At 44.0% G+C, this 12,941-nt stretch carries 15 protein-coding genes; 14 read left to right on the forward strand and 1 reads right to left on the reverse strand.

Annotated features, from left to right (window positions below; genetic code table 11):
• The first annotated feature begins 716 nt into the window (after positions 1-716).
• From FN961_RS12965 to FN961_RS13000, 8 genes are all read left to right on the forward strand, one after another.
• The gene (locus FN961_RS12965; protein WP_144040603.1) at positions 717-1,337 is read left to right on the forward strand and encodes a hypothetical protein; all 621 of its coding nucleotides are present in this window, start codon (positions 717-719) and stop codon (positions 1,335-1,337) included.
• Positions 1,338-1,660: 323 nt separating this feature from the next.
• Positions 1,661-1,873, forward strand: coding sequence for a helix-turn-helix domain-containing protein (locus FN961_RS12970; protein ID WP_229814699.1), 213 nt, complete (start codon positions 1,661-1,663; stop codon positions 1,871-1,873).
• A gap of 19 nt (positions 1,874-1,892) precedes the next feature.
• Positions 1,893-2,222 (forward strand): hypothetical protein, encoded by a 330-nt coding sequence (locus FN961_RS12975; RefSeq protein ID WP_229814700.1) that lies wholly within the window; start codon positions 1,893-1,895, stop codon positions 2,220-2,222.
• A gap of 85 nt (positions 2,223-2,307) precedes the next feature.
• A complete protein-coding gene (locus tag FN961_RS12980) occupies positions 2,308-2,490 on the forward strand; it encodes a hypothetical protein (protein WP_144040606.1) in 183 nt (60 codons plus the stop codon).
• A gap of 11 nt (positions 2,491-2,501) precedes the next feature.
• Positions 2,502-3,458, forward strand: a complete 957-nt coding sequence (locus tag FN961_RS12985; RefSeq protein ID WP_144040607.1) for a hypothetical protein — start codon at positions 2,502-2,504, stop codon at positions 3,456-3,458.
• The gene (locus FN961_RS12990; RefSeq protein WP_144040608.1) at positions 3,455-3,955 is read left to right on the forward strand and encodes a hypothetical protein; all 501 of its coding nucleotides are present in this window, start codon (positions 3,455-3,457) and stop codon (positions 3,953-3,955) included. The genes FN961_RS12985 and FN961_RS12990 overlap by 4 nt, the downstream gene beginning before the upstream one ends.
• A 499-nt stretch (positions 3,956-4,454) precedes the next feature.
• Positions 4,455-4,859: a hypothetical protein gene (locus FN961_RS12995; protein ID WP_144040609.1), complete on the forward strand. Its 405-nt coding sequence runs from the start codon at positions 4,455-4,457 to the stop codon at positions 4,857-4,859.
• Positions 4,846-5,388: a zinc finger-like domain-containing protein gene (locus tag FN961_RS13000; protein ID WP_144040610.1), complete on the forward strand. Its 543-nt coding sequence runs from the start codon at positions 4,846-4,848 to the stop codon at positions 5,386-5,388. The genes FN961_RS12995 and FN961_RS13000 overlap by 14 nt, the downstream gene beginning before the upstream one ends.
• Before the next feature lie 466 nt (positions 5,389-5,854).
• Here the strand turns inward: FN961_RS13000 and FN961_RS13005 are convergent, their stop codons facing one another.
• Positions 5,855-6,424 (reverse strand): hypothetical protein, encoded by a 570-nt coding sequence (locus tag FN961_RS13005; protein WP_144040611.1) that lies wholly within the window; start codon positions 6,422-6,424, stop codon positions 5,855-5,857.
• Positions 6,425-6,963: 539 nt separating this feature from the next.
• Between FN961_RS13005 and FN961_RS13010 the strand changes: the two genes are divergently transcribed.
• Genes FN961_RS13010 through FN961_RS13035 form a run of 6 tightly spaced genes read left to right on the forward strand, consistent with a single transcriptional unit; the run spans position 6,964 to position 12,792 of the window.
• The gene (locus FN961_RS13010) at positions 6,964-7,395 is read left to right on the forward strand and encodes a M15 family metallopeptidase domain-containing protein (RefSeq protein WP_144040612.1); all 432 of its coding nucleotides are present in this window, start codon (positions 6,964-6,966) and stop codon (positions 7,393-7,395) included.
• A 1-nt stretch (position 7,396) separates the two neighbouring features.
• On the forward strand, positions 7,397-7,885 hold the full coding sequence (locus FN961_RS13015) for a hypothetical protein (RefSeq protein WP_144040613.1): 489 nt from the start codon (positions 7,397-7,399) through the stop codon (positions 7,883-7,885).
• A complete protein-coding gene (locus FN961_RS13020) occupies positions 7,882-8,220 on the forward strand; it encodes a phage holin family protein (protein WP_144040614.1) in 339 nt (112 codons plus the stop codon). Before FN961_RS13015 ends, FN961_RS13020 begins: the two co-directional genes overlap by 4 nt.
• Positions 8,220-8,954 (forward strand): hypothetical protein, encoded by a 735-nt coding sequence (locus FN961_RS13025; protein WP_144040615.1) that lies wholly within the window; start codon positions 8,220-8,222, stop codon positions 8,952-8,954. The genes FN961_RS13020 and FN961_RS13025 overlap by 1 nt, the downstream gene beginning before the upstream one ends.
• Entirely contained in the window at positions 8,954-10,696 is a 1,743-nt protein-coding gene (locus FN961_RS13030; protein WP_221936119.1) for a terminase large subunit, read from the forward strand. Before FN961_RS13025 ends, FN961_RS13030 begins: the two co-directional genes overlap by 1 nt.
• A 2-nt stretch (positions 10,697-10,698) precedes the next feature.
• On the forward strand, positions 10,699-12,792 hold the full coding sequence (locus tag FN961_RS13035; RefSeq protein ID WP_144040616.1) for a portal protein: 2,094 nt from the start codon (positions 10,699-10,701) through the stop codon (positions 12,790-12,792).
• The last annotated feature ends 149 nt before the right edge of the window (positions 12,793-12,941 follow it).

Genomic DNA, 12,941 nt, shown 5'->3' on the forward strand with positions numbered 1-12,941 from the left:
AGGTACAATATATCAATCAGTCACTCTACAATCAGAAATATCTGGGTAAGAGAAAAACTGAATACTAAGGTGTTACGGATCGAGCGTGCAGAGGGATTGGTGAAAACGCCGTAGTGAAAGTAATATGAATGGGCTAAACTCGATAATGCAAAACGACAAAGTCCCGCGGTAATTAACCCGTCAGTATCCCTCGGTAATCACAGAACTTGAAGGGGCAGGGTTTCTTAAGATCACAAATCGCAAAGGGCCGAAGGGAAGTAGCACTAATATTTATACTTTGACCCTATGCCACGAGATAGCACCCCCTGTGCTACCAGATAGCACCCCCCTGTGCTACGAGGTAGCACCCCCTATGCCACCAGGTAGCACCGGAATCTTTAAAGATCTTAAAGATCTTAAAAGATCTTCGTCCGGCACAAGCACCGAACCAGAAAACACACCCAAATCGAAAAAGTTTGATTACACCGCAGACGATTTGAAACTCAGCGAGTGGATTTTATCCAGGATCAAAATCATCTTGCCCTGTGTCAAACAACCCAACATGAATTCATGGTCAAACACGATCCGCTTGATGCGAGAGATCGACGGACTCACTCACAAACAAATTTCTGACCAGTTTGATTGGATAAGCCGTGATCCGTTTTGGTCAACCAACATCCTAAGTCCTGAAAAGCTCAGAAAACAATGGGACACCATCACCGCGAGGAGACAGCCACATGGAAAATTTGCAAACAGCAATCAACAGAACCATCGACATGAAAGCGCACTCTTTGAAAGCCCACAAGCCAATCTCGAAGCCCTCATGCGGCGATCTGACTCTACGTGACACCATGGCAACGGTGTATTTTTTTGAGCGCTTAAAACGTGTTTATGGTGCGATGTTTGAAATCACATTCTCAACCCAAAACGCGCTGTTAGATTCACAAGATGAATGGAAAAGCCTGATAGGCAAACTTGAACGTGAAAATATCGATGCTGGTATTGAACGACTCAAAAGCTTGATGACCGAAGACGTCAATTACAAGTGGCCAAATATCCCTTTGACCATTGGTCTGTGTAAACGTCATAAAACGCATGCGTGTCACAAAGCGAACTTTCCTAGGCTGCCTGAACTATCAACTGCACAAATGCAGGAAAATAGAGCTAAGACGCTTAATAATCTTAAGCAACTTGCTCAGGTGCATCCCATCCATTCTGCAATCAAGACCGACGTAACTGAGAGGGTATTGAGCCCTGATGAGTTAGCCATAAAACGTCAACGCCAAGACTTTGAAAAGCAGATTTTGTCTGAAGCTAAGATGAAATATTCGCACTTAAATGCATCATCTCAACGCTAATTCAATACACCTGACAAATGAGATTGCATACGGGGAAGAGCAGGGCAGAATGCGATGCTGTCGAGCTCGATAAGCAACGCTGGTTTAAAGCCTGGTCTCAATTGAGGCATTACAACCATCATCAGATTTGTAATTGGCTTGAAACATTACCCAAAGACGAACAGAAAGATATGCGACGCCGACTCAATGCTATGCGGGGTACGGTCCAGAGAGTTCATCAACAGAGGATTAAACAGTGATTGAACTGGCATTGGTAATCGACATGGCGTTGAGCACCCTCGCATGAGGTCAATGACGTTGTCAGGATTGGGAGTATCATGAGAATGAAAGGCTCAGATTTACTAAAAGCAGGCCGTACAATCAGAGGGTTTACTCAAGACGAGGTAGCGGAGATTTATGGAGTTAGCTGTAAAACTTATGGCAGTTGGGAGCGGGGCAGAACAGCCGTTTCTTATGATGATCTCTCGGCTATCTTCGAGCAGATATTTATATTGCCATTGGATAAAGTCACAGAAGTAATTTCTCATGCAGCATAATACACAGACCAAAGCTTTAATGAATATAAAGACACTACGCAAAGAATTGAAAGTTTGGGGGATGTATTGGGCGAGGCAGGAGCAGGGGCAGGGCTATGCAAGTCGTAGTGCTTGCGATCGGCTCAAAGAACCGTTCGTGCTAAGTTGCAGTGGTGGTAGCCGTAACCATCTTCCACCAGATCATATCAATCGTTATGAAATGAAAGTTTATTGCTTGGCACACGATTGCCGCAGAGCGATAAGAGCCCAATACATCTGTAAAGGCCAATGGCTGTTAATGGGGTTTGAAAGTAAGAAATCTTTTCTATTCTGGTTGAGGAAGGCCGAATTAACATTGCTGTCCATCTAAGTTGTTGTTTATGCCTTTTTTGGGTTCTGTTGTATTTGTATTTAGTTGTGATAATGTTGCTATGTTAAGTGAAATGGAGTTTATTATGAAGAAAATTGTTGCGCATATGGCCGCGTTGTTATTTTGTGCTCAAGCCTCAGCTATTGAAGATCCCCCTTACCCAATGACGCTACTTATCACTCTCCTAAAATACAAACTGAAGAGTATTATTGGTGTGCGGGCATTAAAGTTTTTAAAGAGGAGTGGGCGTTTTGTAAAGCAAGAATAGAACCTTGGGCTGTGTCACGCTATGACGGAGGCTTTAATAGTGATGTTTCTGCTTTTTGTTATCAACCAGAAGCTCCCGTAAAATTAGTTTCTTGTGCTGTAACATACACAACAATTCTTCCTATTCAAGATTATGTTCCTGTAACTCGAACAACTATGACTAGCAGTAGTCAGTGGAAATGGAAACTTGCTCACTATGGGGATGATAAAAAAAGTTGCCCACCAAATGATGAAGAGCTAAAAGAGTTTGAGGATGGCTATGACATGGATGGAGATGGGTTTATTGACCGCTGTTATAACCCTTTGGATAAGTTGAAAACCCGTGAGCCTGCTACTGATTTTTGTTTATCAGAACCTGAAGCTTTTACTTTAGACGAAGAGCAAGACAGCAAAATAAAATCTGCAGCCAGCGATGCTAGGCAAAATCTAGAACAAATGGAATCCGATCTTGCAAATCCAAATGAAACTAATAAGGCTAAGTTAGATCAAATCGCTGCACTATTTGGAATGTCGAACTCTCAAGACCCTCAATTTACCATACTGGCTTCAGTCATCAATACCAGTTCTTTAGGCTGTGTTAAGAATAAACTCGCAGCCGCTGAACTTGACCCTAGTACCAGTGGTTACCTCTCCTTTATAGCCTCATCTAAAAAGAGAAGTGGGGTATACTGTCAAAATCAGAATGGTGGTGACATTATCCAAATCAATGTTAAAGATCTAGATTTTTATGACCCACGCAATTCTCCTGATGAACTTCAGGAGCTTGTAGTACATGAAGTAAAACATGCTTGTTATGATAAACACGACGATGCGATGCATTATATGGATGATAGTGAAATACGAGCTGACTTCGATAAGTTGGTCGAAGGGTATGGAAATATAATCGGCTCTGGAAGTGAGCATAGTGTTCTACAGCGTTTGATCAGAAATCCATATTTTTTTGAATATATTTTAAAGGTTTACCTATGAAAAACATAATATTAATTGTCGCAAGCCTGTTTGTTGGTATTTTTAGTTCAGCCAATGCATCAACGCGTTCAATTGACGATCAATATATCCGTTTGGATTTAACATCTTTGTGTACTATAGATGGTCAAGTAACTTTAACTTTAACCAATACTTCGGGTCAAAAACTATTCGTAGATCCCCATGTTGCCGACTCAGCTTTATTTGATGCAGCTAGAGCAATGTTTCTAAATCGAGTCGATGATTTATCACTTGTTGGACTAAGGCCATTAACTGAGTATGTTAGAACATCTGATTGGAATGTATTAGCAGCTGGGGGAGTGATTTCATACCCTATTGATTTTACCAAGTATGCAGTTGTAGATACTACCAAAGACTATAAGGCTGGTGCGGAGATAAGAATACAGATTTTACTAGAAAATGGTAAGAAAGTTGTAGTGCTCGTTGACTCAGCCATACTCAATAAGTTTGTAGAGGTTGAACCAAGCTGCTTTAAGTAGCTTGTTAATATAAGGCTCCCCGGGGCCTTTATGTTGTCCAAATCAAGTGTGGGTCCTTATGTCTGAAAGTCGTGCGGGGGCGGGGACTCGCAGTGATTCAATACATGTGAGGATTTTAGGGGGATGGTTGTTGTTTTATTAACTGCCGCAGACCAAGAAGAAAGTGAGCCAAATAACTTCCACCTTAGCTAATGATTTTATTGTTTTTTTGTTCACTTCTCAATTTCATAAATTTTCACTTCTAACTAGATCCAACATATCAACTTTGCGATCCTTTGTTAACTTGGCTTCGAATCTGGCTTTTCTGCGGCAGTACTTATCATTAGTGGCTCTAACAATCTAGGCCAATAGTTACCGATTTTCGGTCGAACCAGACCTGTTAAAAGCCCTTTTAAATTGGTAATTTCATATACGAACAGAGCATATTGTTTAACGGTTTCTAGTCTTATTGGCTCCTTTGTAGGAGCCATTTTTTTGGCTGTTAATTGATGAGTTTATTATGAATTTGGATGAATATCGTCAATTGGCTAAAGCCAAACCGCGAACGGGCAAAAACAAAGGCAACGCTAAGGCACAAGCAGCCAAGCTCGCGCGTGATGTCGCTTTGCACTTACTTGAACTGCCAACTTATGAAAAAGAAGTGAGGTTTCATCCTGTTCGACAATGGCGTTTTGATTACGCTTGGCCAGATCTAAAAATTGCACTGGAGATACACGGCGGCGTATTTACCGATGGCCGTCACAACAGAGGTAAAGGCTTTACCGAAGACAGAGTCAAAATGAATTCGGCCCAACTACTGGGTTGGACAGTCATCGAAGCCACGACCGCACAGGTTAACAATGGGCAAATGTTGCAATGGGTAATGAGCGCAATTGAATCCAGGAGCTGTGATGCATCCAATTAGACTGATATCAAAACTGGCGCCAAAGGCCATCAATTATCACTCTGCAGGGCGGGGCAGTGCGATAGATGTGATTGATTGGCGAACGGCAGCTCATGCGTTATCTGGTTTGTCACAAGAAGCAAGTGATTGGGCGTGGTACCGATTTGCAGGACAAGATGACAAACTGCCTCGAGTCGTCCGTGCGTTAACCATGTATGTGACGCTGTTTATCAAAATACGACATTTTAAAATTAAACCCGAAACACTCACCGGGATAATAAATGTCTCTATTCTAGAGTTCACTCAGCCGCTATGCCGTACCTGCAGTGGCGAGGGTAGCGAACCCATCACAAAAACCGTGTGCAAGCCATGTTGTGGCACGGGTAGACAAGGGATATCCAGACGACAACGTTGCAGTGTCATTGGTATCGATCACAAGAATTACACCAAAAACCATGATGAAGTGTCGAAAGAAATATTACGATTATTATCAGCGTGGGAGCGTGATATTTTTATGAACGTGCGCAAGAAAATGGGTGAAATTAGTTAGCTAAATTGCGCAAAACAGAAGTGCGCAAAATTGAAACTGCGCAATGTGTTGAGGTGTATGGAGGGCTAAGTATCTCCGGCTATCAGGTTCAGGGCTAACGCATGAGTTACCAGATAGTTAACAATCTGGAACTGGTAACATAGTGATAACCGACAAGTCTTGCTTAAAAGCATATGAGTGCTGGTTTTATGAGCAGGGATTCTAAATTGAAAACTATCACTTTATCTGCAATGGATAACATTCACTATATTGATGAATTTATGCAACATAAAATCAACTCATGCGTTAGCCCTGAGTTTGATTGTGGCAGCTAACAGCCTAAACGTTTCAGCCTGCTCATTTAGACTTTAAAAACAAAGTCTGTAAGTAATTGTTATAATTAGAGTTGTTTCACCTCCTCGGTTACAAGCTAATTTGCCCGCTAGATACGCATAATCTCTACCATTTTGTTATACTCCCTACGCGTTTACCCCATCTCGAAAATCTGAGAACGCGAGTGTAATAAATCAGAATTAGCGCGTGATAGGTGATCATTTTGAAGTTTAAAAAGGCCTAGGTACTTTTGAATGTGATAATGGACTTTTCTAAATCGGTCAAAGTTTGATTTTTCAAACATCATAAAGTTTGTTCGAAAACCTCTTTGTTGCACATAATCCTTTTGTTTCTTATTCCAACCACCGTGAACATAAGCATTTCTGATGTACTTTATTGCCAAATAATCTTTAAAATACTCTTCTTCGATAAGAATCCCTCTCAACTTGAACGAATTAATCAAAGATTGAATCTTTTCCTCGTTTGAATTGTTGTCGGCATAATGTCTTAAATCAAAAAGCATAGGTTGATCTTTTGTCCATTCAGTTATCATCGTTTCGATACTTCCAACGGACATAACAATCCACATTCTAGAGAACGAAGAGTATTTAATGCTTTCAGGTACACAGCCCTCTACAGGGTGCTCATTAACCAGTCTTTCGATCATTTCCAAATATATCTGATCATCTGAATAAGTCGCTAAAAACACGTTGATTTTCCCCATTTTATTTCCCTATTAATTTCATGATTCTTACTCCATAGCAATTCGAGAACAGATTACGTAGCACTTTATGTATAAAAACTAATTAACAAAGAGGGCTCCCCATAGACACATATACTTGATACGCATCTAGTATTCTCTATTCACGTTAATTGTACATTTGACTATACCAATGTAAAGCTGAGTGTGGTTTTATTTTGTTCAACTTTGACTCATATCACAAGATTTGGACTGTAACTTATAAAATATGTGGCGTGGGTAGGGGATGTGTGTAAGTTCATGTTGATGTTCTCGAGTTTTGGGACACAAAAGCGCTAACGCTTAAGCTCTCTTATTGATTCAAATCATCCATTAAAAACAACGTAGTTTGCATACGCCCCAAAAATAATGCATTATTTTCTACATTGAAAAATCCGTCCAGCTCACACTAGGCGGATTTTTTTTGCTTTAATTTCACTCATCTCAAACGCTTACCAACGCCAAGATAGCGTCTCCCATTTGCCCCGACTTAACCGTTGGGGCTTTTTTTTGGAGTATTCATTATGCCAAAATTTGGAAAAACATCGACTGCGCGCCTGCAGTCATGCCATCCCGATCTACAAGCGATATTCACTGTCGTCATCCAGTCGCTCGATTGCTCGATATTCTGCGGCCATAGAAATAAAGCAGATCAACAACAGGCATTTAATGCCAGTTTATCCCAAGTTCAATTCCCTAACAGTAAACACAATTCAATGCCGAGTATGGCGACGGATGCCGGCCCCTATTTTACAGAGCTCAAAAATACGGACTGGGAAGATATAAAGGCGTTCGCCACGTTTGCAGGGTATGTGAAGCGGGTTTCACACGAGCTGTTAGCGCAAGGCGTGATTACACATCATATTCGTTGGGGCGGTGATTGGGACGGCGATGGCCGAACTTCAGACCAAACATTTCACGACTTACCCCATTTTGAACTGATAAAGGTGAACTGAGATGAACCTATTAACTAAAGTAGCTGACTTCTTCACTGGTGGGCTAGGCTCGACCATCGTCGATACCGTTAAAGATTACTTCCCGCCATCGATGAGCGATCTTGAAAAAGCTGAGTTGGCGGCTCGTATTAAGGATGCTGCAGATAAACAAGCCAATGAAGCGGCCCGTTTAGTGAATGTAGCCCAAGCCGAATTTAACCTTCGCATTAAAGATTTAGAAGGCACAGCCAAAGATTTAAATAATGTGCGATTTGTCGGCCCAATTGTCATCTTCCTGCGCGGTTGTCAGCGACCCGTTTGGGGCTACGCCACGCTATATATGAACTTTATGGTCTTCAGTGGTCGATGGCCACAACTTAGCGAGATGCAAGAGAGTGCACTATGGGTGATAAACCTCTTGGTGCTCGGTTTCTTATTTGGCGAACGGGCCATTAAAAACATCATGCCATTGATTGAACGACTAGTGAAAATCAAATTAGGTCTTCAATGATGCCCGATAATCACGTCCCAATTATCAAACAGGTTATCGACCTAGGGTTTGGCTACATTTGGTTTATTTTTTTAGCCGTTTGGGGCGGTACCGTGAATTACATCATCCGACTAAAAAGGGATAAATCCACTGCGTTTAGCATTGTCGAATTGCTCGGTGAATGGGTGATTTCAGGATTTTCAGGCCTGTTAACCGCATTTATCTGTGCAGAGATGGGCCTTTCATTCATGTATACCGCCGCATTGGCCGGAATAGCCGGTCATATGGGCGGTCGTGGCATTTATCTATTAGAGCGTGTGATAAGAAAGCGTATTGGATTACCTGGTGGAGAATAGTGTCGAGCAAATGGGTTTCACTACAAGCGGAGTTTCTAATCGCCCATGCGCAAACAAAGATAAAAGCTAAAGATTGGTGCGACAGTAAGAACCTCAACTACGAGACGGCAAGACGCTACATTAAACCCCAGAAGCCACAGCCTAAGGACAAAGCTAAAGCTGACTCAGTTCCTGCAGTGAAGGCTGCAAATGCTAAAAAGTTAGGGGTTTCCGCAAAGCTAGGTGCCCCGTTCGGTAGCCAAAACGCACTTAAACACGGTGGTTACTCTAAATATTTTAAAGACCCGGCGCTTGGTGTACTCGTTGAAGCCACCACGCTTGATGATGAGCTCGCGCTGTGTCGCTCACGTATTCATCTCGTCATTCAAACCATTGAGGCGATACAAGCCCAACTGGATAAACACCCAAGTGTCGAGGTCTCGGCCAGCCTGTTTGATTCATTGTTTAAAGCCGAATTCGCCCTGGATAAAAACATTGCGCGGGTTGAGTCCATCACTAAAACACTGTCCACGATTGAGCTGGATAACCTCAATCAGGGCAAAATCATGGCGGATACCAATCGTAGTATCGAGTTGGCTAAAGCTGCAGTCGTCAACACTCGGCGAAACGAGGTGCAAACAGAGTTAATCGAACTGCAGGTTATGCAAGCCCGTAAAGACGCAGGAGGGACCAGTAAGCTTGATGAGTTTATCGATGAGTTGACCGGTGGTGACGTTGATAAGGTCGTGGGGTAATGCAACAACCCACTACCGCTAAATACTCTCGAGATACGTGGCTTACACCTGATGAGAGAATGGCACTACGCAGTGATGAGGCTGAGCTGTTAAAGCGATGTGCTCCCTATTTAAACTGTTGGTGGTGGCGGGTTAACAACCTCTACATCATTGCTGACGAATACGGCAACGAAGTGTTATTTAGGTGCAGGCCAGCCCAAACCATGCTGTTTGTGTTGATGTGGTACCTCAACATTATTCTAAAAGCCAGACAGTTGGGCTTCAGCACGGCGATTCAGATATTTATTCTGGACCATGCACTATTCAACGATAACCGCCAATGCGGCGTCATCGCTCAAGGAAAGGACGAAGCTGGGGCCATATTCGCTTCTAAAATACTCTACCCCTATGAACGCCTCCCCAGTTGGCTTAAGACTGGCAAAAGGGCAACCAAAAGCAAAACAAGTACCGCGATATATTTCGGTAATGACAGTTATGTTCGTATCGCTGTCTCGTTTCGTTCAGGCACGTTACAAGTGCTGCACATTTCTGAATACGGCAAAATTTGTGCGTTGTTCCCGATACGTGCTGATGAAGTGCAATCTGGCTCACTCAATTCGGTACATACTGGTTCGCTACTCTTTGTTGAGTCAACAGCAGAAGGTGCCAGTGGCAATTTCTTCGATATGTCCGTTGAGGCCATCGCGTTATTTGAGGCGGGGATCCCGCTTAGTGAATTGGATTTTAAGTTTCATTTCTTCCCTTGGTTTGATGATCCAAAGTACGTACTACCCGTTTCGGGCCGAGGTTTGACGCTCACCAAGGCACAAGATAAGTATTTCACGTCAGTAGAAGCCGCAATGAAAGTCACGCTCAGTGATGAGCAAAAGAATTGGTACCTCAACAAGGAACGCTCACAAAAAAGCAAGATGAAGCAAGAGTTCCCATCCACGGCGATGGAGGCCTTTCTTACTTCTGGCCGTAAGGTGTTCGATGCCGATGATTTGATGCGAGCAGAAGGACGCTGTACCAAACCGTTAATTGTCTATGACGTTGAGCCCGTCACCGGTAAACGCAAGAAAGTCACCGCCAACGTCGATTTATCATCTAAAGCCTCTGACAAACTGACGCTAGCAACGGCTGGTTATCTCCTCGTGTGGGAATTGCCCGACGATGATGAGGATTACGCCATCGGCGCTGATGTCGCGGAAGGACTAGAACATGGTGACAGGAGCGCATTTGATATCGTGGCTAAATCAGACGGGCGGCAGGTTGCGCACTGGTTTGGGCATCTGGATACCAAAAGGTTCGCCAAACTCATGGCCCACATTGGGGAATGGTACAACTGGGCCTATTTAGGTCCTGAGCGTAATAACCATGGTCATGCGGTACTGCAGGAGTTAGTTGATATCTATCCTGTGAGTCGCATTTATCACGAAGAACATATTGACCGAGAAGATATCGACGAAGAAACACGTAAGGTCGGTTGGCATACCAGTGCCCAATCCAAGCCTATTTTAGTGTCTGGCTTAGAAGATTTACTGGCCAATGACGCAGACGGTATCCGATGGCGCGGCACAGTGGCGGAACTCAATGTGTTTGTGTTCGACAAAAAAGGACGAATGGGGGCGCAAAGTGGCGGCTTTGATGACCAAGTCATGAGTTACATGATCGCCCAAGAAATGCGAGCCCGAATGCCTAAACGCAGAATCATCGATGATTCAAACGCCCCTCATAACCCTAATCACTGGATGGCACGATAACCATGGTTGATCACGTTAAAGCAAACAAAGAAGGGTTCACTCTGGCTCAGCTAACCCAGATCATGGGTGCGATTGATGCTCAGCCTCAGTGGCGTGGACCTGCTTCGATTGCATGTGCGTATTATGATGGCGATCAACTCAGCTCCCAAATACGTCAGGTACTACAAGAGCGTGGCCAGCCGGAAATTGTGCATAACATGATAGGACCCACGATTGACGGTGTATTGGGGATGGAAGCTAAAACTCGAGCTGATTTACTTGTGAGTGCTGATGATGAAGAGGGAGAAGAGTTAGCACAAGCACTGAACGAGAAGTTTAAAGATGCGTGGCGTCTTGCTAATGCCGACAGAGCTTGCTCTGATGCTTATGCTGGTCAACTTAAAGCCGGGATAGGATGGGTGGAAGTGAGCCGCAATCCAATCCCTTTTGAAGCGGCTTATCGTGTGAAGTTCGTCCATCGACGGAATATCTGGTGGGACTGGCACGCCCAAGAAATCGATCGCAGTGATAGCCGTTGGAAGATATATAAGAAATGGGTCGATTTTGACGAAGCGTTAGCGACATTTCCCGATCACAAAGAGGTCCTTCAGCAATCCATCAACCTGTGGGAAGGCTTTGGCAATTTCGACGACTTCGAGGAAGATAGCCCTGACTTACATGCTGCTTGGCATGATTTTGATAGTTGGGATAGAAAACAGTCTGAATGGATGGATCAAGACCGCCAGCGCATTTTACTGCAAGTTGTTATGTACAAAGTTTGGCAGCGTTCACACGTCATTAAACTCAGCGATGGTCGAGTGATTGAGTATGATCCTAAAAATCAGGTTCATGTCGCAGCGCTACAAAGCGGCAAAGTAAAGCTGAGTTATGCCGCATTTCCAAAAGTCAGAGAGGCGTGGTTTGTCGGACCTCATCGCATCGTCGATAGACCGTGCAGTGCTCCTGATGGAAAAGACTCATTAATCCCTTTTATCGGTTATCAGAAAGACAGTAGCGGGGAACCCTACGGATTAGTCAGTCGCATGATCCCTGCACAAGACGGGATCAATGCCCGTATTATCCGGTTAAACTTCTTATTGCAAGCTAGGCGTATTATTGCCGATGAAGATGCAACGAACTTAAGTGCACGCAAGTTAAAAGAGGAAGTGGAGAAGCCTGATGGCTATATTCCGCTAAATCCAGATCGTAAGAATAAACATTCGATAACTGATTCATTCAATGTGCAGAACGATATTGGTATTGCGGCGCAGCAGTTTAGTTTGATGCAGAACGACATGAAGCTCATACAAGACTGTGCAGGCGTTTATAACTCAATGCTGGGACAGGACAGTAACGCCACATCCGGCGTGGCGATTGCCAATCTTGTGGAGCAAGGTACGACAACACTTGCCGAAGTCAACGACAACTTTCATTACAGCCGAAACAAGGTCGCTGGGTTACTACTTGATTACATCATCGAAGATATGATGGACCGAGATAATGTCTCGGTCACGATTAATCGCCAGGATAAAGCGAGACGTAAGACCATCGTCGTCAATGGTGTCGATGACGATAACCAACGTAGCAATGATGTGGCACGTTTTCGGGGGCACATCGCCTTAATGCCAGTACAAGCAACACCAACCTATCGTCAACAGCAAGCCAACCAATTAACGCAAGCCATGAGTAAGCTTCCACCAGAGGCGCAGGCTCTAGTGGTCCCCATGCTTATTGAGCTGATGGACCTACCCAATAAACAAGACTTCCTCAGTACCATACGCCAGGCATTGAACATTCCTAAGGCACCGGAAGATATGTCGCCTGAAGAACAGGAAGCGGCCGCCCAAGAGCAGCAAAAAGCGCAACAGATGGAGGCCATGCAAATGGCAGAAATACAGGGCCGATTAGAGAAGGTACAACTGGAGCGTGGCTTGCTTGAGGCGCGTATTGGCGAGCTGGCAAAGAAAACGGAAACCGAAGCGGTTAAGGACGACAAGATAGTGGCAGAGACGGAGCAAATCATCCAAGAGATTGACCGCAGTAATGCCGAGGTTGCAGCGATGCGCTCAACGCTAACTCAGAATATTCAATCTCAACTCGATGCCATCGAGGTGTAAATGTCAGCGCATGATTTCAGCGCTCTCGTTAAACAGATAATACCTGACTGTTAATAATCCATAACTTGGTAGACAAAAAGCCGCCTCAATCGAGGCGGCTTTTTTGTGCCTGGTTTTTAAGACACAACTCGCACTGGCAGCGATACGCC

The sequence above is a fragment of the Shewanella hanedai genome, assembly GCF_007197645.1.
In the GTDB taxonomy this organism is placed as follows: Bacteria; Pseudomonadota; Gammaproteobacteria; order Enterobacterales; family Shewanellaceae; genus Shewanella; species Shewanella hanedai.

Bases quoted from the DNA above. Each gene is read 5' to 3' on its own strand.
- FN961_RS12965 (WP_144040603.1), top strand. From the start codon at position 717: ATGGAAAATTTGCAAACAGCAATCAACAGAACCATCGACATGAAAGCG.
- FN961_RS12975 (WP_229814700.1), top strand. From the start codon at position 1,893: ATGAATATAAAGACACTACGCAAAGAATTGAAAGTTTGGGGGATGTAT.
- FN961_RS13000 (WP_144040610.1), top strand. From the start codon at position 4,846: ATGCATCCAATTAGACTGATATCAAAACTGGCGCCAAAGGCCATCAAT.
- FN961_RS13015 (WP_144040613.1), top strand. From the start codon at position 7,397: ATGAACCTATTAACTAAAGTAGCTGACTTCTTCACTGGTGGGCTAGGC.
- FN961_RS12980 (WP_144040606.1), top strand. From the start codon at position 2,308: ATGAAGAAAATTGTTGCGCATATGGCCGCGTTGTTATTTTGTGCTCAA.
- FN961_RS13030 (WP_221936119.1), top strand. From the start codon at position 8,954: ATGCAACAACCCACTACCGCTAAATACTCTCGAGATACGTGGCTTACA.
- FN961_RS12970 (WP_229814699.1), top strand. From the start codon at position 1,661: ATGAAAGGCTCAGATTTACTAAAAGCAGGCCGTACAATCAGAGGGTTT.
- FN961_RS12995 (WP_144040609.1), top strand. From the start codon at position 4,455: ATGAATTTGGATGAATATCGTCAATTGGCTAAAGCCAAACCGCGAACG.
- FN961_RS13035 (WP_144040616.1), top strand. From the start codon at position 10,699: ATGGTTGATCACGTTAAAGCAAACAAAGAAGGGTTCACTCTGGCTCAG.
- FN961_RS12990 (WP_144040608.1), top strand. From the start codon at position 3,455: ATGAAAAACATAATATTAATTGTCGCAAGCCTGTTTGTTGGTATTTTT.
- FN961_RS13010 (WP_144040612.1), top strand. From the start codon at position 6,964: ATGCCAAAATTTGGAAAAACATCGACTGCGCGCCTGCAGTCATGCCAT.
- FN961_RS13005 (WP_144040611.1), bottom strand. From the start codon at position 6,424: ATGGGGAAAATCAACGTGTTTTTAGCGACTTATTCAGATGATCAGATA.
- FN961_RS13020 (WP_144040614.1), top strand. From the start codon at position 7,882: ATGATGCCCGATAATCACGTCCCAATTATCAAACAGGTTATCGACCTA.